Here is a 22,847-nt window from a genome sequence, read left to right as displayed (position 1 = left end):
AGCATGCCCGCGCCTTCGGCCCAGCTGGTGCCGTCGGCAGCGGCAGCGAAGGACTTGATCCGGCCGTCGGGGGCCAGGCCACGCTGGCGGCTGAACTCGGTGAAGGTGCCGGGCGACGCCATGACGGTCACACCACCGGCCAGTGCCATCGTGCACTCGCCGTTGCGCAGCGCCTGGATCGCCCAGTGCAGTGCCACCAGCGACGACGAGCACGCGGTGTCGACCGTGACCGCCGGACCCTCCAGGCCGAACGCGTAGGACACACGGCCCGACGCGATGCTCCCGGAATTGCCGGTGCCGAGATATCCCTCGACGCCCTCGGGAACAGCCGTCAGACGACTCGAGTAGTCGTGGTACATCACACCGGCGAAGACGCCCGTGTGGCTGCCGCGCATCGCGGCCGGGTCGATGCCCGCCCGCTCGAACGCCTCCCACGAGGTCTCCAGCAGCAGCCGCTGCTGCGGATCCATCGCCACCGCCTCACGCGGCGAGATCCCGAAGAACGCGGGGTCGAACCGACCCGCGTCGTGCAGGAAGCCACCCGACTGCGTGTAGCTCGTCCCCCGGCCGTCCGGGTCCGGGTCGAACAGCGCGTCCAGATCCCAGCCACGACCCTGCGGGAACGGCGAGATCGCATCGCCGCCACCCAGCACCAAGCGCCAGAGATCCTCGGGGGTCTCCACCCCACCCGGATAGCGACAGCTCATGCCCACGATCGCGATCGGCTCGTCGTCCAGCGTCCCGGCCCGCACCGGCACCAACGCGGCACCGGCCGGCTCCACCAGACCCAGAACCTCGCCCAGCAAGAACTCCGCGAGGGCCCCGGCCGTCGGGTAGTCGAAGACCAGCGTCGCCGGCAGCCGCACACCCGCCACAGAACCCAACCGGTTCCGCAGCTCGACCGCGGTCAGCGAGTCGAAGCCCAACTCCTTGAACGCACGGTCCGCAGGCACCTGGTCGACCGAACCATGGCCCAGAACACCCGCCACCTCACCCCGCACCACATCGAGTACGGCCTCGGCCCGCTCGTCCTGGGGCAGCGTTGCGAGCTGCCGGGCGAGCTTGCCCGCCGCGGCCGAACCGGCCTTCGCGGCACGGCGAGTGGGAACGCGGACCAGGCCGCTCAGCAGCGGCGGCAGCATCCCACTGCCCGCTTGAGCGCGGAGCGCGGCCAGGTCGAGCTTCATGGGCACGAGGACCGGGGCCTGAGTGGCGTTGGCGGTGTCGAAGAGCGCGAGGCCCTCGTCCTCCGTCAGGGCGTCCACGCCGCCCCGACCGGAACGCGCCACCTCGCCGGCCATGCCGCCGTCCCACAGGCCCCAGGCCAGTGAGGTCGCGGCCAGGCCCTGCGCCCGGCGGTGCGCGGCGAGGGCGTCCAGGAAGACGTTGGCGGCCGCGTAGTTCGCCTGACCCGCGCCACCGAAGACACCGGCAGCGGAGGAGAACAGCACGAACGCCGCCAGGTCCATGTCCTGCGTGAGCTGGTGGAGGTTCCACGCCGCGTCGACCTTCGGACGCAGGACCGCCGACAGACGCTCCTGGTCCAGGGACGCGATGACGCCGTCGTCCAGGACACCGGCGGTGTGCACCACCGCTGTCAGCGGACGCTCCGCCAGCAGCCCGGCCAGTGCGTCCCGGTCGGCCACGTCGCACGCCGCCCAGGCCACCGACGCACCCAGATCCGTGAGCTCCGCCGTCAGCTCCGCAGCACCCGGAGCGTCCTCACCCCGGCGGCTCACCAGCAGCAGATCCCGCACCCCGTACTCGGACACCAGATGGCGGGCGAACAGGCCGCCCAGCGCACCACTGGCACCCGTCACCAACACCGTGCCATCGAGCACCGGGAGTTCGACGTCGGGATCCGCGACGGCCCGCGTCAGACGCGGCGCCAGGAACTCCCCGGCCCGGACCGCGATCTCCGGCTCACCGGTGGCCAACGCCACCGCCACGGTCTCCGGGGCGATCTCACCGTCGAGGTCGACCAGACCGAAACGGCCCGGGTTCTCCGACTGCGCCGAACGGACCAAGCCCCACACCGGGGCGTGCACCAGATCCGCGACCTCGTCGCCGGGTGCAGCGGCCACCGCGCCCCGGGTCAGGAACACCAGACGCGAGTCGGCGAACCGCTCATCGCCCAGCCACTCCTGCACCAGCGCGAGCACCCGCCCGGTCTCCGCATGCACCACACCGGCCACGTCCGGCACCGACTCGTCGACCACACACGGCACGACCAGCACCGCCGGAACCGCGCCGCCCTCAGCATCGAAGGTCTGGAGTCCGGCACTCGCCAGCGTCCAGTCGCCGACCGAACCGCCGGCCTGCACCGGCGACCACTCGACGCGGAACAGCTGGTCACTTTGACCGGCACCCGGCCCGGCGAACTGCTCCGGCGAGAACGCCCGCAGCACAAGACCGGCCACGGACGCCACCGGAACGCCCTCGGCGTCCGCCAGCTCCAGCGCCACGACATCGCGGCCCGTACGCGACAGCCGCACCCGTACCTCGGACGCGCCGACGGCGTGGACGGTCACGCCCTGCCAGGAGAACGGCAGCTTCGCCTCACCGTCCGCGCTGTCGGTGCCGCTCACACCCAACGCGTGCAGCGCCGCGTCCAGCAGCGCCGGATGCACTCCGAAGGCAGCCGCCTCGGCCTCCACCGACTCCGGCAGCCGCACCTCGGCGAACACGTCCTCACCGAGACGCCACACCGACCGCAGACCGCGGAACACCGGCCCATATCCGAAGCCCGCATCCGCCAGACCCTCGTACAAGCCGTCAATCGCGACCGGCTCGGCCCCGACCGGCGGCCACACCGCCAGATCGAAGCCCGGCACCGCACCTCGCCCGGCCAGCACACCAGCGGCATGCCGCACCCACGACGCATCCTCCGCCGCGCCCTCGAACCGCGAATGCAGCACCAGCGCACGACGGCCCTCACCGTCCTCGGCACCCACCGACAGCCGCAGCTGCACTCCACCGTGCTCCGGCAGCACCAACGGCGCCTCAAGCGTCAGATCCTCCAGGACCTCACACCCGACCAGCTCACCCGCACGCACCGCCAACTCGACGAAGGCAGTACCCGGCAGCAACACCGAGCCCATGACCGCGTGATCCGCAAGCCACGGATGCGTCGTCAGCGACAGACGCCCGGTGAAGACGACCCCGTCCGAATCCGGCAGCTCGACCGCCGCACCCAGCAACGGGTGATCCGCCACACCGAGACCGAATCCTGTGGCATCGCCGCGGCCGGCCTGTGCGCCGCCCGACTCGAGCCAGAACCACTCGCGCTGGAAGGCGTAGGTGGGCAGTTCGACCTGCCGACTGCCGGTCGGCGCGAAGTACGCCTCCCAGTCCACGGTGACTCCGGCGGTGTAGGCCTGGGCCAGAGCAGCGGTCAGGGTGCCGACCTCGGGTCGGCCGCCGCGCAGTGCCGGGGCGAAGGTCGCCCCGTCCTCGGTCAGGCAGTCCTGGGCCATGGCCGACAGGACGCCGTCGGGGCCGAGTTCGAGATAGGTGGTGACGCCCGCGGCCTCCAGAGCGCGGACGCCGTCGAGGAAGCGGACAGCCTCGCGGACGTGCCGGACCCAGAAGTCGGGCGAGGACATCTCGTCGGTGACGACGGCACCGGTCAGGTTCGAGACGACCGCGATACGCGGGGCGCCGAACGACAGCCCGGCAACAACCTCGCGGAACGCGTCCAGCATCCCGTCCATGTGCGGGGAGTGGAAGGCGTGACTGACCGTCAGGCGCTTCGACTTGCGGTCACCGAAGGACTCCACGATCGCCGTCGCAGCGTCCTCGTCACCCGCGATCACCACCGCCTGAGGGCCGTTGACCGCGGCGATGCTCACGCGGTCGTTCAGCAACGGCAGGACCTCGTCCTCCGACGCCTGCACCGCGATCATCACGCCACCGGCCGGAAGCGCCTGCATCAACCGCCCACGCGCCTCGACCAGCGTGCACGCGTCCTCCAGCGACAGCACCCCGGCAACGTGGGCGGCGGCGATCTCGCCGATGGAGTGGCCGGACACGAAGTCCGGCTTCACACCCCAGGACTCCAGCAGCCGGAAGAGAGCGACCTCGACCGCGAACAGCGCCGGCTGCGCGGACTCCGTACGGTCCAAGGCCTCGGCGTCGTCCCCGAACAGCACATCCAGACCCAGCCGCTCACGCACCGCATCCAGCGCCTCCGCGAACACCGGATAGGCGTCGTACAACTCACGCCCCATCCCGAGCCGCTGGCTGCCCTGCCCCGTGAACAGGAACGCGAGCTTGCCCGTGGTCGGGGACGAACCCCGCACCAGGCCCGCGGCACCCTGTCCCTCGGCGAGGGCGGCCAGGCCGCGCAGCAGCTCGTCCCGGTCCGCCGCCACGACCGCCGCACGCTGCTGGAATGCGGCGCGTTTGGTGGCCAGCGAGTAGGCCACATCGGCGGTGCCGATCTCCGGGGCCTCTTCGAGGAGGTGCGTACGCAGGCGGGCCGCCTGGTCGCGCACGGCGTCCTCGGTCTTCGCCGACAGCACGTAGGGCAGTACGGTGGTTGCCGGAGCGGCGGGAGTCGGCCTTGCCTTCGTGATCGGGGCGAGGTCGTCGGGGGCCTGCTCGATGATCGTGTGGGCGTTGGTGCCGCTGATACCGAAGGACGAGATGCCGGCGCGCCGCGGGCGGCCCGTCTCGGGCCACGGAACCGAGTCGGTCAGGAGGGAGACCGCGCCTTCGGACCAGTCGACGTGCGGGGTCGGCTCGTCCACATGCAGGGTCCGCGGCAGCACGCCGTGGCGCATCGCCATGATCATCTTGATGATGCCCGCGACACCGGCCGCGGCCTGGGTGTGGCCCATGTTGGACTTGATGGAGCCGATCCAGAGCGGCTGCTCGTCACTGTGCTCCTGGCCGTAAGTGGCAAGGAGCGCCTGGGCCTCGATCGGGTCACCCAGGGTCGTGCCCGTGCCGTGCGCCTCGACCGCGTCGATCTCGTCGCCCGACAGGCCCGCGCTCGCGAGCGCGGCGCGGATCACCCGCTGCTGCGACGGACCGTTCGGCGCCGTCAGACCGTTGCTCGCGCCGTCCTGGTTGATCGCCGAACCGCGGACCACCGCCAGCACCGGGTGGCCGTTGCGGCGCGCGTCCGACAGCCGCTCCACGAGCAGCATGCCCGCGCCTTCGGCCCAGCTCGTACCGTCCGCCGCCGCAGCGAAGGACTTGATCCGGCCGTCGGGGGCCAGGCCGCGCTGCCGGCTGAACTCCGTGAAGGTGCCCGGCGTCGCCATGACCGTCACACCACCGGCGAGCGCCATCGTGCACTCGCCGTTGCGCAGCGCCTGGATCGCCCAGTGCAGTGCCACCAGCGACGACGAACACGCGGTGTCGACCGTGACCGCCGGGCCCTCGAGCCCGAACGCGTAGGACACACGGCCCGATGCGATGCTCCCGGAATTGCCGGTGCCGAGGTATCCCTCGACGCCGTCAGGCACGGAGGTGATCCGGGTGGCGTAGTCGTGGTACATGATGCCCGCGAAGACGCCGGTACGGCTGCCGCGCATCGCGGCCGGGTCGATGCCCGCCCGCTCGAACGCCTCCCACGAGGTCTCCAGCAGCAGCCGCTGCTGCGGATCCATCGCCACCGCCTCACGCGGCGAGATCCCGAAGAACGCAGGGTCGAAGCGACCCGCGTCGTGCAGGAAGCCACCCGACTGCGTGTAGCTCGTCCCGCGGCCGTCCGGGTCCGGATCGAACAGCGCGTCCAGATCCCACCCACGACCCTGCGGGAACACCGAGATGGCATCCCCGCCACCGACCACCAGCCGCCACAGATCCTCCGGGGTCTCCACCCCACCCGGATACCGGCAGCTCATGCCCACGATCGCGATCGGCTCGTCGTCCAGCACCCCGGCCCGTACCGGCACCGACGCCGCGCCAGTCGGCTGCTCGACCAGACCCAGAACCTCACCCAGCAAGAACTCCGCCAGCGCGCCGGCCGTCGGGTAGTCGAAGACCAGCGTCGCCGGCAGCCGCACACCCGCCACCGAACCCAACCGGTTCCGCAACTCCACCGCGGTCAGCGAGTCGAAGCCCAGCTCCTTGAACGCACGGTCCGCAGGCACCTCGTCGACCGAACCATGACCCAGAACACCCGCCACCTCACCCCGCACCACGTCCAGCAGCGCGGCGAGGCGCTCGTTCTCGGCGAGTCCGGCCACCCGCTCACGCAGTGCGGACGCGCCGGCCGCGGCACCGTGCGCGGCCGCCCGTCGCGCCGGGACGCGAACGAGCCCGCGCAGCAGGTCGGGCAGCATCCCGCTGCGCGCCTGGAGGCGCAGGGCGGGCATGTCCAGCGGCAGCGGGACGAGCAGCGGCTCGGTCGTGCGCTGCGAGGCGTCGAAGAGGGCGAGGCCGGTCTCAGGGGCCAGTACGGTGATGCCGCCGCGGTTGATCCGTTCGCGATCGGTCTCCCCCAGGTCCCCGCCCATGCCGCCGTCCCACAGGCCCCAGGCCAGCGACGTCGCCGCCAGCCCCTGCGACCTGCGGTGCGCGGCGAGGGCGTCCAGGAAGACGTTCGCCGCCGCGTAGTTCGCCTGACCCGCGCCACCGAAGACACCGGCAGCGGAGGAGAACAGCACGAACGCCGACAGATCCATGTCCCGCGTCAGCTCGTGGAGATTCCACGCAGCGTCCACCTTCGGACGCAGCACCGCCGACAAACGCTCCGCCGTCAGCGACCCGACCACACCGTCGTCCAGGACACCGGCAGTGTGGACCACCGCCGTCAGCGGCCGCTCCGCCAGCAGCCCGGCCAAGGCGTCCCGGTCCGCCACATCGCACGCCGCCCACGACACCGACGCACCCAGCTCTGCCAGTTCAGCGGACAGGGCCGCCGCGCCCGGGGCGTCCTCGCCACGGCGGCTGACCAGCAGCAGATCCCGCACCCCGTACTCGGACACGAGATGACGCACGAACAGACCGCCCAGCTCACCGCTGGCACCCGTCACCAGCACCGTGCCCTGTGCGTCCAGCGCAGGGACGGTGTCGCCGGCCGCGGCAGCGGCGGCCAGTCGCGGCACGCGGAGGGTGTCGCCGCGTACGGCCAACTGGGCCTCGGCGGTCGCCAGCGCCTTCGGCAGAACGCCCACGGAAAGCGAGTTGATGTCGGTGTCGACGTCCATCAGGCCGAAACGGCCCGGGTTCTCCGACTGCGCCGACCGCACCAGGCCCCACAGCGAGGCGTGCGCGAGGTCCGCCACGTCCTCACCGGGCAGGGCCGCGACGGCGCCACGCGTCAGGAACACCAGACGCGAGTCGCCGAAGCGCTCGTCACCCAGCCACTCCTGCACGAGATCCAGCGCCCACTGCGCGGCGGCATGCGCCGCATCGACGACATCTCGCATCGGGTCGTCGGTCACGCACGGTACGACCAGCACCGCCGGGACGGTCCCGCCCTCGGCGGCCACACCACGCAGCGCCGCCAGGTCGGCGAACGCCTGGGATCCGGCGCCCAGCAGCATCCAGTCGTCCGCCACGGAACCGGCGGCAGCGGCGGTCCGGAGCTCGGGCCAGTCCACGCGGAACAGGGAGTCGCGGGTGGCGTCCTGGGCCGTGCTCAGCTGGTCGCGGCTCACGCCGCGGAGTGCGAGGCCGGCCACGGACGCCACCGGCGCACCGGTGGTGTCGGCGATCTGCAGGGCGACCTCGTCGCCGTGGACGGGGGTGAACCGCACGCGCAGCGCGGACGCGCCGACGGCGTGGACGGTCACGCCCTGCCAGGAGAACGGCAGCTTCGCCTCACCGTCCGCGCCTTCGGTTGCACTCACGCCCAGCGCGTGCAGCGCCGCGTCGAGCAGCGCCGGATGCAGCCCGAAGGCAGCCGCCTCGGCCTCCACCGACTCCGGCAGCCGCACCTCGGCGAACACGTCGTCACCGAGACGCCACACCGACCGCAGACCACGGAACACCGGCCCGTAACCGAACCCGGCCTCCGCCAGACCCTCGTACAGACCGTCAATCGCGACCGGCTCCGCCCCGACCGGCGGCCACACCGCCAGTTCGAAGCCCGGCACCGCGCCTCGCTCGGCCAACACACCAGCGGCATGCCGCACCCACGACGCATCCTCCGCCGCACCCTCGAACCGCGAATGCAGCACCAGCGCCCGCCGGCCCTCACCGTCACCGGCACCCACCGACAGCCGCAGCTGCACACCACCGTGCTCCGGCAGCACCAACGGCGCCTCAAGCGTCAGATCCTCAAGAACCTCACACCCGACCAGCTCACCCGCACGCACCGCCAACTCGACGAAGGCCGTACCCGGCAGCAACACCGAGCCCATGACCGCATGATCCGCAAGCCACGGATGCGTCGTCAGCGACAGACGACCGGTGAACACCACCCCATCCGAATCCGGCAGCTCGACCGCCGCACCCAGCAACGGGTGATCCGCCGCACCGAGACCGGCCGACGCGACATCGCCCTGCGAGCGACCCGCGTCCAGCCAGTAGACGGAGCGCTGGAAGGCGTAGGTCGGCAGGTCGACGCGCTGGGGGCGGTCGGGGGCGAAGTACGTCTGCCAGTCGACGGGAACACCGCGGACGTGGGCGGTCGCGACTGCCGTGAGCAGCGTCTCGGCCTCCGGCCGGCCGTTCCTCAGGGCCGGGGCGAAGGCGGCGTTCTCGCCGGTCAGGCACTCCTGAGCCATGGCCGACAGCACACCGTCGGGGCCGAGTTCGAGGTACGTGGTGACGCCCGCGGCCTCCAGGGCACGGACACCGGCCAGGAAGCGCACGGCCTCACGGACATGGCGCACCCAGAACTCGGGCGAGGACATCTCGTCGGTGACGACGGCACCGGTGAGGTTCGAGACGACCGGGATACGGGGGGCTTCGAAGGAGAGCCCTGTCACGACCTCACGGAAGGCGTCGAGCATGCCGTCCATGTTCGGCGAGTGGAACGCATGACTGACCGTCAGACGCTTCGACTTCCGGTCGCCGAAGGACTCCACGATCGCGACCGCGGCATCCTCGTCACCGGCAATCACCACCGCCTGCGGACCGTTGACGGTGGCGATGCTCACACGCTCGGTGAGCAGCGGCAGGACCTCGTCCTCCGACGCCTGCACCGCGATCATCACACCGCCCGTGGGCAGCGCCTGCATCAACCGCCCACGCGCCTCGACCAGCGTGCACGCGTCCTCAAGCGACAGCACACCGGCAACGTGGGCGGCGGCGATCTCGCCGATGGAGTGGCCGGACACGAAGTCCGGCTTCACACCCCAGGACTCCAGCAGCCGGAAGAGAGCGACCTCCACCGCGAAAAGCGCCGGCTGCGCGAACTCCGTACGGTCCAACGCCTTCGCGTCGTCACCGAACAGCGCATCCAGACCCAGCCGTTCACGCACCGCGTCCAGCGCCTGCGCAAACACCGGATAGGCGTCGTACAACTCACGCCCCATCCCCAGCCGCTGACTCCCCTGCCCCGTGAACAGGAACGCCAGCTTCCCGGCACCGGCGGCGCCCCGCGTCACCGAACCCGACGTGGCATCCGCCGCCAGAGCGGCCAGGCCGCGCAGCAGCTCGTCCCGGTCCGCCGCCACGACCGCCGCACGCTGGTCGAACAGGGCGCGGCTGGTGACGAGGGAGTGGCCGATGTCGGCGGGGCGGGCGTCGGGGTGGGCCTCGACGTGGGCGTGCAGGGCGCCGGCCTGGGCGCGCAGCGCTTCCGGCGTCCGGGCGGAGAGGAGCCACGGGAGGGTGCGCGCGGCGGGCACGTCCCCAGCCGGGGCCGGGGCCGGGACCGGGGCCGAAACCGTGTCGGGGGCCTGCTCGATGATGGCGTGGGCATTGGTGCCGCTCATGCCGAACGAGGAGATGCCGGCACGGCGCGGGCGACCGGTCTCGGGCCAGTCCATCTGCTCGGTCAGCAGCGAGACCGCGCCCTCGGACCAGTCGACGTGCGGGCTGGGCGCGTCCACGTGCAGGGTCTCCGGCAGCACGCCGTGCTGCATCGCGAGGACCATCTTGATGATGCCCGCGACACCGGCCGCGGCCTGCGTGTGGCCGAAGTTGGACTTGATGGAGCCCAGCCACAGCGGCTGGTCCTCGGTCTTGTCGCGGCCGTAGGTGGCCAGGAGCGCCTGGGCCTCGATCGGGTCGCCCAGAGTCGTGCCCGTACCGTGCGCCTCAACCGCGTCAACGTCCGCGGCCGTCAGGCCGGCGTTCGCGAGCGCGGCGCGGATCACCCGCTGCTGGGACGGGCCGTTCGGGGCCGTGAGGCCGTTGCTCGCACCGTCCTGGTTGACCGCCGAGCCGCGGACCACCGCCAGGACCGGGTGGCCGTTGCGGCGCGCGTCCGACAGCCGCTCCACGAGCAGCATGCCGGCGCCCTCGCCCCACGCGGTGCCGTCGGCGGCGGCCGCGAAGGGCTTGCAGCGGCCGTCGGCGGCCAGGCCGCGCTGCCGGCTGAACTCGGTGAAGACGTCGGGGGTGGTGATGATGGTGACGCCGCCCGCGAGGGCGATCGTGCACTCGCCGTTGCGCAGGGCCTGCGCGGCGAGGTGCAGGGCGACCAGCGACGACGAGCACGCGGTGTCGACGGTGACGGCCGGGCCCTCGAAGCCGAAGGTGTACGACACGCGACCCGACGCGATGCTGCTGGAGCCGCCCGTGCCGAGGTAGCCCTCGACGCCTTCGGGGACCGTGTTCAGCCGCGAGACGTAGTCGTTGTGCATCTGGCCGACGAACACGCCGACTTGGCGGCCGCGCAGGTCGCCCGGGTCGATGCCGGCCCGCTCGAACGCCTCCCAGGACGTCTCCAGGAGCAGCCGCTGCTGGGGGTCCATGGCCAGGGCCTCGCGCGGGTTGATCCCGAAGAACGCGGGGTCGAAGTGGTGGGCGTCGTAGAAGAAGCCGCCTTCGCGGGCGTACGAGGTGCCGGGGCTGTCGGGGTCGGGGTTGTAGAGGCCGTCGAGGTCCCAGCCGCGGTCGGTGGGGAGGTGGCCGATGCCGTCGCGGCCGTCGGCGAGCAGGCTCCAGAGGTCCTCGGGGGTGCGGACGTCGCCGGGGAAGCGGCAGCTCATGGCGACGATCGCGATGGGGTCGTCGGCCTCGGCGGCGTTCGCGGCCCGGCCGGGGACGGCGGCGGCCGCTGCGGCAACCGCCGCCTGCGAGCCGAGGAGTTCGTCCTTGAGGTAGCCGGCGAGCACCATCGGCGTCGGGTAGTCGAAGACGAGGGTGGCGGGCAGGCGGATGCCGGCGGTCGCGCCGAGCCGGTTGCGGAACTCGACGGCGGTCAGCGAGTCGAAGCCGAGGTCCTTGAACGCGCGGGTGGGTTCGACGGCGTCCGGGGTGGCGTGGCCGAGGACGGCGGCGACCTGGCCGCGGACGAGGTCGAGCAGGAGGGCTTCGCGTTCGTCCTCGGGCAGGCGGACGAGCCGCTCCACGAGCGGCGTCCCGCCGCCTGCCGCGGGAGCCCCGGCGGCGGCGCGGCGGGTCGTGGTGCGGACCAGGCCGCGCAGGAGGTGGGGCACCATGCTCGCGTCGGCCCGGCGCAGCGGCGCGAGGTCGAGGTGCATGGGGACGAGGAGGGCGTCGCCGGTGCCGCGGGCGGTGTCGAGGAGGGCCAGGCCCTCGTCGGAGGACAGGCCGAGGACCCCGGAGCGGGTCATGCGGTCCTTGTCGGCGGTGTCGAGTTCGCCGGTCATGCCGCTGGCCTCGGCCCACAGTCCCCACGCGAGGGAGGTACCGGCGAGGCCGTGGGCCTGCCGGTGGCGGGCGAGGGCGTCGAGGAAGGCGTTGGCGGCGGCGTAGTTGGCCTGGCCGGCGCCGCCGAAGGTGCCCGCGGCGGAGGAGAAGAGGACGAAGTCCGCGAGGTCGAACCGGCGGGTGAGCTCGTGCAGGTGGAGCGCCGCGTCGGCCTTCGGACGCAGGACGGTGTCGAGCCGCTCCGGGGTGAGGGAGTCCAGGACGCCGTCGTCGAGGACGCCCGCGGTGTGCACGACGGCCGTCAGAGGGTGCTCGGCCGGTACGGAGTCGAGCAGCGCGGCCAGCGCGTCGCGGTCGGCGGTGTCGCAGGCGGCGAGGGTGACCTCGGCGCCCAGCTCGCGCAGTTCATCGGCGAGTTCACGGGCTCCGGCCGCGGATTCGCCGCGGCGGCTGGTGAGCAGCAGGTGGCGGGCCCCGCGCGCGGTGACGGCGTGCCGGGCGACGAGCGCGCCGAGGGTGCCGGTGCCGCCGGTGATGAGGACGGTGCCCTCGGGGTCCCAGCCGGTGGGCAGGGTCAGCACGATCTTGCCGACGTGGCGGGCCTGGCTGAGGTACCGGAAGGCCTCGGGGGCCTGGCGCAGGTCCCAGGCGGAGACCGGGACCGGCCGCAGGGCGCCGGCGTCGAAGAGGACCAGCAGCTCGGTGAGCATCTCCTGGATGCGGTCGAGGCCGGCCTCGGTCAGGTCGAAGGCCTGGTAGGCGACGCCGGGGTGGGCAGCGGCGACGTCCTCGGGCGAGCGGACGTCGGTCTTGCCCATCTCCACGAAGCGTCCGCCTCGCGGCAGCAGCCGCAGCGAGGCATCCACGAACTCCCGCGCCAGGGAATCCAGGACGACGTCGACACCCCGCCCACCGGTGGCGGTGCGGAAGGCGTCCTCGAAGTCGAGGGTGCGGGAGGAGGCGATGCGGTCGTCGGTGAGGCCGAGTCCGCGCAGGGTGTCCCACTTGCCGGGGCTGGCGGTGGCGTACACCTCGGCGCCCCAGTGGCGGGCGAGCTGGACGGCGGCCATGCCGACGCCGCCCGCGGCCGCCTGGATGAGGACGGACTCACCGCCGTGCAGTCCCGCGAGGTCGTGGAGCGCGTAGTACGCCGTCATGAAGACGATCGGCACCGACGCCGCCTCGGCGAAGGTCCAGCCGTCCGGCATCGGCGCGACCATGCGCCGGTCGACGACGGCCAGCGGGCCGAACGCACCCGGCAGCATGCCCATCACACGGTCGCCGGGGGCGAGGTCGGTGACGCCGGGGCCGGTCTCCACGACGAGGCCGGCGCCCTCACTGCCCATGAGGCCCGGGTCGCCCGGGTACATGCCGAGGGCGTTGAGGACGTCACGGAAGTTGAGGCCGGCGGCGCGGACGGCGACGCGGACCTGGCCGGGCTCCAGCGGTGCCTCGGACTCGGGGCTGGGCAGCAGGGTGAGGTTGTCCAGGGTGCCCTTGTCCTGGATGTCCATGCGCCAGGCGGTGGTGTCCGCGGGCGGGGTCAGCGCTGTCGTGGCGGGCACCCGGGCCAGGCGGGGCGCGTGGACGGTGCCGCGGCGGACGGCGAGTTGGGGTTCGCCGGTGGCGAGGGCCGCGGGCAGCGCCTGCGCGGAGGCGGGGTCGCCGTCGAGGTCGACGAGGACGAACCGGTCGGGGTTCTCGGACTGCGCGGTGCGGACCAGGCCCCACACGGCCGCGTGGGCGAGGTCGGCGACGTCCCAGTCGCTCTGGGTGGCGACGGCGCCCCGGGTGACGAGCACCAGGCGGGAGGCGGCGAGCCGGTCGTCGGCGAGCCAGTCCTTGACCAGGGCCAGCGCCTCATGTGCGGCGCTGTGCGCGGAGTCCGCAAGGGTGTCGGGGGCCGCGGCGCGGGCGAGGTGGGCGAGGACGTACGCGGGCGCGGGGGCACTGGCCGCCTCGATGGCGGCGGTGAGGGCGTCCAGGCCGCTGTGGGCGGTGGTCTCGACGCCGGGGACGTCCAGCGCGTCCGGCCCGACACAGGCCCACGGCGCGCCGGCGGCGGGGGCGTCGGCGGGCAGGGGCAGGGTGGCCCAGTCGACGCGGTACAGGGACTCGTGGTGGGCGGAACGCGCGCCGCCGCCGATCTGGCCTGCGGCGACCGGCCGCACCATGAGGCTGCCGACGGTGGCGACGGGTGCGCCGGTGGTGTCGGCGATGAGCAGGGAGAGGGTGTCCTCGCCGCTGCTGGTGAGGTGGACGCGCAGTGCGGAGGCGCCGGCTGCGTGCAGGGACACCTGGCGCCAGGAGAAGGGCAACCGGCCGGGGCGTTCGCCGTCGGGGGCGGGCTGGACGAAGGTGCCGTGCAAGGCGGCGTCGAGCAGTGCCGGGTGCAGGCCGAAGCGGGCGGCCTCGCCCTGCTGGTCGTCGGGCAGCGCGACTTCGGCGTAGACGTCGTCGCCGGCAACCCAAGCGGCGCGCAGGCCCTGGAAGAGCGGGCCGTAGGCGAAGCCGCCCTGGCCGAGGTGCTCGTACAGGCCGTCGACGCCGACGGCTTCGGCGCCCTGCGGGGGCCAGGCGGCGAGGTCGAAGGCGGGGGCGGGCGCTCCGCCGGCGAGCAGGCCGGTGGCGTGCCGGGTCCACGGCTCGTCGGCGGGGGCGTCGTGGTCGGTGGACCACACGTCCAGGGCGCGGCGTCCGGTCGTGTCGGGGGCGCCGACGGCGAGCTGGATGCGGACGACGGCGCCGGGCGCGAGGACGAGGGGGGCTTCGAGGGTGAGTTCCTCCAGCAGGTCGCAGCCGGCCTGGTCGCCCGCGCGGACGGCGAGTTCGACGAAGGCGGTGCCGGGCAGGAGGACGGAGCCCATGACGGCGTGGTCGGCGAGCCAGGGGTGGGTGTCGAGGGAGAGGCGGCCTGTCAGCAGGAACCCCTCGCCGTCGGCGAGGGCGACAGCGGCGCCGAGCAGCGGGTGGTGGGCGGCGCCCAGACCGGCGGACTCGACGTCGCCGACGAATCCGGCCGGCGTCTCCAGCCAGAACCGTTCCCGCTGGAAGGCGTAGGTGGGCAGCTCGGTGCGCTGCGCGGCGGTCCCGGCGAAGTACGCCTGCCAGTCGACCGCGATGCCCCGGGTGTGGGCGGCGGCCAGGGCCTCGGTCAGGGCCTCGGCCTCGCCGCGGTCGCGGCGCAGGGCGGGCAGGAAGACGGGGGCGTCGGCGGGGTCGGCGGTCTCGGGGAGGCAGTCGCGGCCGAGGCCGGACAGCACGCCCTGGGGGCCGAGTTCGAGGTAGGTGGTGACGTGTTCGGCGTCCAGGGCGCGGATGCCGTCGAGGAAGCGGACGGCCTCGCGGACGTGCGCGACCCAGTGGCCGGCGGTGGCCAGTTCGTCGCCGGCGAGCCGCCCGGTGAGGTTGCTGACGACGGGGATGGTCGCCCGGTGGTAGGTCAGCGATTCGGCGACGTCGCGGAAGGCGTCGAGCATGCCGTCCATCAGCGGGGAGTGGAAGGCGTGGCTGACGGTCAGGCGCCGGGTGCGGCGGCCGCGGCGCTCGAACTCGGCCGCGATCTCCAGGGCGAGGGTCTCCTCGCCGGAGATGACGACGGCGTCGGCGGCGTTGACGGCGGCGATGCCGATCCGGTCCTCGTGGCCGGCCAGCAGCGGCAGCACCTCGTCCTCGGCGGCCGCCAGGGCGATCATGGCGCCGCCCTCGGGCAGGGCCTGCATGAGCCGTCCGCGGGCGGCGACGAGCCGGGCCGCGTCGGGGAGCGTGAGGACACCGGCGACGTGGGCCGCGGTGATCTCGCCGATGGAGTGGCCGGAGACGTAGTCGGGGCGGACGCCCCAGGACTCGACGAGCCGGTAGAGCGCGGTCTCCAGGGCGAAAAGGGCGGGCTGGGTGTACGCGGTGCGGTCGAGTTCGTCGCCGTCGGACGCGAACAGCACGTCCTTCAGGGGGCGTTCGAGGTACGGGGCGAACTCCTCGCACACGGCGTCCAGCGCGGCGGCGAACACGGCGTGGGTGTCGTACAGTTCACGGCCCATGCCGGGGCGCTGGCTGCCCTGTCCGGTGAACAGGATCGCGGTCCTGCCGTCGGCGGCGGTGTGCCGGACGACGTGGGCGCCGTCCTGGTCCCCGGCGAGCGCGGCGAGGCCGGCGAACAGCCCGTCGCGGTCGTGGGCGACGACGGCGGCCCGGCGGTCCAGGGCGGTGCGGGTGGTGGCCAGCGACAGCGCCACGTCGGCGGGGGCGGCCTCGGGCCGCTCGGCGAGGTGGGCGGCCAGGCGGGCGGCCTGGGCGCGCAGCGCAGCGGGGGTGCGGCCGGACAGTACGAAGGGCAGCGGGGCGGTCGCGGGGACGGCCGCCGGGGCGACCGCGGTGACGTCGGCGGCGTCGGCGGGGGGCTCCTCGATGATGACGTGCGCATTGGTGCCGCTGACGCCGAAGGAGGAGATGCCCGCGCGGCGGGGGCGGTCCGCCGCCGGCCAGGGCTCGGCCTCCGTCAGCAGGGAGACGGCGCCGGCGGACCAGTCGATGTGCGGGGACGGCTCGCCGATGTGCAGGGACTGCGGCAGGACGCCGTGCCGCATGGCGAGGATCATCTTGATGATGCCGGCGGCGCCGGCGGCGGCCTGGGTGTGGCCGATGTTGGACTTGATGGAGCCCAGGCGCAGCGGCTGGTCCGCGGCGCGGCCCTGGCCGTAGGTGGCGAGCAGCGCCTGCGCCTCGATGGGGTCGCCGAGCGTGGTGCCCGTGCCGTGCGCCTCGACGGCGTCGACGTCGGCGGTCGTCAGGCCCGCCCCGGCCAACGCGGCGCGGATGACGCGCTGCTGGGAGGGGCCGTTGGGCGCGGTGAGGCCGTTGCTGGCGCCGTCCTGGTTGACGGCGGTGCCGCGGACGACGGCGAGGACGCGGTGGCCGTTGCGGCGGGCGTCGGAGAGCCGTTCGACGAGGAGCATGCCGGCGCCCTCGGCCCAGCCGGTGCCGTCGGCGTCGGCGGAGAAGGACTTGCAGCGGCCGTTGGTGGACAGGCCGCGCTGGCGGCTGAAGTCGATGAAGGTGTCGGGGGTCGACATGACCGTGACGCCGCCGGCGAGGGCCATGTCGCACTCGCCGCTGCGCAGCGCCTGGACGGCCAGGTGCAGGGCGACCAGCGAGGAGGAGCACGCGGTGTCGACGGTGACGGCCGGGCCCTCCAGGCCGAGGGTGTACGAGACGCGGCCGGAGGCGACGCTGCCCGCAGTGCCGGTGCCGAGGTAGCCCTCCAGGCCCTCGGGAAGCGCGGCCAGCCGGGTCAGGTAGTCGTGGTACATCACGCCGGCGTAGACGCCGGTGCGGCTGCCGCGCATCGAGGTGGGGTCGATGCCGGCGCGCTCGAAGGCCTCCCAGGACGTCTCCAGCAGCAGCCGCTGGTGCGGGTCCATGGCGAGGGCTTCGCGCGGGTTGATGCCGAAGAAGTCCGGGTCGAAGTCGGCGGCGTCGTGGAGGAAGCCGCCCTCGCGGGTGTAGCTGGTGCCCGCCCGTCCGGGGTCGGCGTCGTAGAGCGCGGCGAGGTTCCAGCCGCGGTCGGTGGGGAACGGGGTGATGGCGTCGACCGAGCCGGCGACGAGCTGCCACAGCTCGTCGGGGGTGGTGACTCCGCCCGGGTAGCGGCAGCTCATGCCGACGATGGCGATCGGCTCGTCGTCGGTCGCGGTGACGGTGGTGACGACCTTGACCGGGGCGGAGTCGGCTTCGGCGCCGAGGAGTTCGGTGCGCAGGAACGCGACGAGCGCGTTCGGGGTCGGGTAGTCGAAGACGAGGGTGGCGGGCAGGCGCACCCCGGTCGCCGAGCCGAGGCGGTTGCGCAGTTCGACGGCGGTCAGCGAGTCGAAGCCGAGTTCCTTGAAGGCGCGTGCCGGGTCGACGGCCTCGGGGCCGGGGAAGCCGAGGACGGCGGCGACCTGGACGCGGACGGTGTCCAGCAGGAGGCGGTCGCGCTCGGCGGGGGTCAGCGGCAGGAGCCGGCCGGCGAGCCCGCCGGCCGGGGCGGCCTCGGCGGTGTCGGCGGCGCGGCGGGCCGCAGGGCGGACGAGTGCGCGCAGCAGGGCGGGCACCATGCTCGCGTCGGCCTGGCGCAGGGACGCCAGGTCCAGGTGCATGGGGACGGCGGTGGGCTCGCCGACGGCGCGGGCGGTGTCGAGCAGCGCCAGGCCCTGCTCGGAGGAGAGCGCGGCCACGCCGGCGCGGGAGATCCGCTCCAGGTCGGTGTCGGCGAGGTCGGCGGTCATGCCGCTGCGTTCGGCCCACAGGCCCCAGGCGAGCGCGGTGGCGGGCAGCCCCTCGGCGTGGCGGCGGTGGGCGAGCGCGTCGAGGAAGGCGTTGGCGGCGGCGTAGTTGGCCTGGCCGGGACCGCCGAGGGTGCCGGCGGCGGCGGAGAACAGGACGAAGGCGGCGAGGTCGTTGTCGCGGGTCAGCTCGTGCAGGTGCACGGCGGCGTCGACCTTGGCGGGCAGGACGCGGTCGACGCGCTCGGGGGTGAGCGCTTCGAGGATGCCGTCGTCGAGGACGCCCGCGGTGTGCACGACGGCCGTCAGGGGGTGCTCGGCCGGTACGGAGTCGAGCAGTGCGGCCAGCGCGTCGCGGTCGGCGGTGTCGCAGGCGGCGAGGGTGACCTCGGCGCCCAGCTCGCGCAGGTCGGCGAGGAGTTCGGCGGCGCCGGGGGCGGCCTCGCCGCGGCGGCTGGTCAGCAGCAGCCGGCGTATGCCGTGCCGGGTGACGAGGTCGCGGGCGACGAGCCCGCCGAGGGTGCCGGTGGCGCCGGTGACGAGGGCGGTGCCGTCGGGGTCGAGGGCGGGCGCCTGCTGCTCGGGCGTGGCGGCGACCCGCGTCAGGCGGGGTACGAGAACCTTGCCGTCGCGGACGGCGAGTTGGGGTTCCGCGGTGGCGAGGGCGAGCGCGCCGGGCAGGGCGCGCAGGGACTCCTCGCGTCCGTCCAGGTCGGCCAGGACGAAGCGGTCGGGGTGCTCGGACTGGGCGGAGCGCAGCATGCCCCACAGCGGAGCGTGGGCGAGGTCGGCGACGTCGGATCCGGCCGTGGTGGCGACGGCGCCGCGGGTGACGAACACCAGGCGGGAGGCGGCGAAGCGGTCGTCGGCGAGCCAGGCCTGGGCGAGCACGAGGGCGTCGTGCAGGGCGGTGCGGACGGCGCCCGGCAGGTCGGCGTCGAGGGAGGTCTCCCCGCCGTCGCCGAAGGGCACGACGACGGCCTGCGGGACGGGCCCGCCGGCCGCCAGGGCGGCGCCGAGCGCGTCGAGGCCGGCGTGGACGGCCGCGGTGGGCAGGGCGTCCGTGAACGCGCCGCCCGCCTCGCCCAGCACGGCCCACTGGCCGGCGGCGACGGTGGTCGCGGCGGGCGCCGGGACGCCCGTCCACTCGACGCGGAACAGCGACTCGTGGAAGGCCGTGCGCGCGGCGTGGACCTGCTCGGGCGAGACCGGCCGCAGCAGCAGCCCGTCGACGGAAGCGACGGGGGCGCCGGTCTCGTCGGCGAGGGTGACGGAGACGGTGTCGTTGCCCGCGGGCGCGAGGCGGACCCGCAGGGCGCGGGCGCCGACGGCGTGGAGGGCGACACCGCTCCAGGAGAACGGGAGCCTGCCGTGCTCGGTGTCCTCCAGGAGCGACCCGATGCCGACGGCGTGCAGGGCCGCGTCCAGCAGCGCGGGGTGGACGCCGAACAGTCCGGCCTCGGCGTGCGCCTGCTGCGGCAGGCGGACCTCGGCGAACACCTCGTCGCCGCGCTGCCAGGCGGCGGTCAGGCCCTGGAAGACGGGGCCGTAGGCGAAGCCGGACTCCGTCAGGTAGTCGTACAGGCCGTCGACGACGACCTCGTCGGCGCCCGCGGGCGGCCAGGCGGCGAGGTCGCCCGCGGGCGCGGTGGCGCCCGGCGCGGCGGGGGCGAGGACACCGGTGGCGTGGCGGGTCCAGGCGCCCTCGCCCCAGGTGTCGTCCGCCGCGTCCTCGGGACGCGAGTGCAGGGTGAGCGCGCGGCGTCCCTCGGCGTCGGGCGCGCCGACGGCGAGCTGGATCTGCACGCCGCCGTGCGGGGGCAGCGCGAGCGGCGCTTCGAGGGTGAGTTCGTCCAGCAGGGGGCAGCCGGTGTGGTCGCCGGCCTGGAGGGCGAGTTCGACCATGGCGGTGCCGGGCAGCAGCACGGTGTCCATCACCGTGTGGTCGGCGAGCCAGGGGTGGGTGGCGAGCGAGAGCCGGCCGGTGAAGAGGTGGCCGTCGCCGCCGGCCAGGGCGATGGCCGCGCCCAGCAGCGGGTGGTCGGCGGAGCCGATGCCGACGGCGGTGACGTCGCCCGCCCAGGCGGTGGGCTGCTCGGGCCAGAACAGCTCGCGCTGGAAGGCGTACGTGGGCAGGTCCACGCGGCCGGCGCCGCGGCCCGCGAACACGGCCCGCCAGTCGACGGCGACACCGTGCACGTGGGCCTGGGCGACGGCGCCGGCCAGGGCGGCCGGTTCGGCGCGGTCCGCACGCAGCACGGGCACGAACAGGGCGTCCGGGTCGTCGACGCACTCCTGGGCGAGGGCCGTCAGCACGCCCCCGGGTCCCACCTCGACGAAGGCGGTGACGCCCTGCGCGGCCAGCCGGCGCACGCCGTCGTGGAAGCGGACGGCCTCGCGGACGTGGCGGACCCAGTAGTCGGCGGTGCCGATCTCGTCGGCGGTGACGGAGGCGCCGGTGAGGTTGGAGACGATCGGGATGACCGGCGGCCGGTAGTCAATGGTCCCGGCGATGTCGCGGAACGCCTCCAGCATGCCGTCCATCAGCGGGGAGTGGAAGGCGTGGCTGACCGTCAGGCGCTTGGTCCTGCGGCCCTGGGCGCGCAGTTCCTCTGCAATGGCCTCGGCGGCGTCCTCCTCGCCGGAGACGACGACGGAGCGCGGGCCGTTGACGGCGGCGATGCCCACGCGGCCGGTGAGCAGCAGCGTCACTTCCTCCTCGGCGGCCTCGACGGCGATCATGGCGCCGCCGGTGGGCAGCGCCTGCATCAGCCGACCGCGGGCGGCGACCAGGCGGGCCGCGTCGGGCAGGGTGAGGACGCCGGAGACGTGGGCGGCGGCCAGTTCGCCGATGGAGTGGCCGATGAGGAAGTCGGGGGCCACGCCCCACTGTTCCAGCTGGCGGAAGAGGGCGACCTCGACCGCGAACAGGGCGGTCTGGGCGTAGGCGGTCTGGTCCAGCAGGGCGGCGCGCGGGCTGTCCTGCGGCGCGAACAGCACGTCGTACAGCGGGATGTCGAGGTGCCGGTCGAGCTCGTCGCGGACCTCGTCCAGGGCGCGCGCGAAGCCCGGGTGGGTCGCGTACAGGTCGCGGCCCATGCCGGGGCGCTGGCTGCCCTGTCCGGTGAAGAGGAACGCGGTCTTGCCCTCGCCCGCCGTGCCGAGGACGGCCTCCGCGGGCTGCTCGGTGCGGTCGGCATCCGCCAGCAGGTCGAGGCCGGCGAGCAGGGCCTGGCGGTCGGCGGGGAACAGCACGGCCCGGCGGTCCAGGGCAGCGCGGCTCGTGGCGAGCGAGAAGCCGAGGTCGGTCAGGCCCGCGGCGTCGGCGGCCAGTTCGGGGTGGGCGCGCAGGTGGGCGGCGAGGCGCTCCGCCTGTGCGCGCAGGGCGGTGTCGCCGTGGCCGGACAGCAGCAGCGGCACCGGGCCGTCGGCGCCCTGGACGGCCTCGGCCGCGGGGGCGGCGGCGTCGTCGGCGGGCTCCTGCGGCTCGTCGGCGCTCGGGGCCTCCTCGATGACGGTGTGCGCGTTGGTGCCGCTGACGCCGAAGGAGGAGATGCCGGCGCGGCGCGGCTGCCCGGTCGCGGGCCACGGCACCGACTCGGTGAGCAGGGCGACGTCGCCGGAGGTCCAGTCGACGTTGGTGGAGGGCGCGTCGATGTGGAGCGACTTGGGCAGGACGCCGTGCCGGATCGCCTGCACCATCTTGATGATGCCCGCGACACCGGCGGCGGCCTGCGTGTGGCCGATGTTGGACTTGACCGAGCCCAGCCACAGCGGGCGCCCGTCGGGACGGTTCTGGCCGTAGGTGGCGAGGATCGCCTGCGCCTCGATGGGGTCGCCGAGGGTGGTGCCGGTGCCGTGCGCCTCGACGACGTCGACCTGCGCGGGGCTCAGCCCGGCGTTGGTCAGCGCCTGGCGGATGACGCGCTGCTGGGACGGGCCGTTGGGGGCGGTGAGGCCGTTGCTGGCGCCGTCCTGGTTGATGGCGGAGCCGCGGACGATCGCCAGCACGGGGTGCCCGTTGCGGCGGGCGTCGGAGAGCCGCTCGACGAGCAGCATGCCGACGCCCTCGCCCCAGCCCGTGCCGTCGGCGCCGTCGGCGAACGGCTTGCAGCGGCCGTCGGGGGCCAGCCCGCGCTGCCGGCTGAACTGGATGAAGGCGCGCGGGCTCGACATGACGGTGACGCCGCCCGCGAGGGCGATCGTGCACTCGTCGTTGCGCAGCGCCTGGACGGCCAGGTGCAGCGCGACGAGCGAGGCGGAGCAGGCGGTGTCGACGGTGACGGCAGGGCCCTCGAGCCCGAAGGTGTACGACAGGCGGCCGGAGATGACGCTGGCCGCGTTGCCGGTCATCAGGTATCCCTCGACGCCCTTGGGGACGTCGTGCAGCATCTCGGGATAGTCCTGGCCGTTGGTGCCGATGAACACACCGGCCTTGCTGCCGCGCAGCGTGCCCGGGTCGACCCCGGCCCGCTCGAAGGTCTCCCAGGCGGTCTCCAGCAGCAGGCGCTGCTGAGGGTCCATGCCGAGGGTCTCGCGAGGGCTGATCCCGAAGAACGCGGCGTCGAACTCCCCGACGCCGTTGAGGAATCCGCCCTCGCGGGTGTAGCTGGTGCCCTCCTGGTCGGGGTCGGCGTCGTACAGCGAGTCGATGTCCCAGCCGCGGTCGGACGGGAAGTCGGTGATGGCGTCGCGGCCCTGGGCGACCAGGTCCCACAGGCCCTCCGGCGACGTGATGCCGCCGGGGAACCTGCAGCTCATGCCGACGATCGCGATCGGCTCCGGCTCCGCCGACTCGACCTCGCGGAGCCGCTGCCGGGTCTGGTGCAGATCGGCCGTCACCCGCTTCAGGTAGCCGAGGATCTTGTCCTGATCTGCCATTGGAACCTCACCCAT

1 protein-coding gene (only partly in view) is annotated in these 22,847 nt (G+C 74.0%); it reads right to left on the bottom strand.

Annotation, left to right across the window (positions count from 1 at the left end):
- Window positions 1–22,847 carry the 5' portion of an SDR family NAD(P)-dependent oxidoreductase gene (locus tag ABZ883_RS22800; protein ID WP_360908798.1) on the bottom strand. 4,711 nt of this gene lie to the left of the window's left edge, so 22,847 of the gene's 27,558 nt are visible here — the first part of the coding sequence; the start codon lies at window positions 22,845–22,847; the stop codon falls past the left edge of the window.

The sequence above is a fragment of the Streptomyces sp. NPDC046977 genome (assembly GCF_040644455.1).
GTDB lineage: Bacteria > Actinomycetota > Actinomycetes > Streptomycetales > Streptomycetaceae > Actinacidiphila.
Note: the sequence above shows the minus strand (reverse complement) of the source record. Positions and strands in the feature narration are given on the sequence as shown.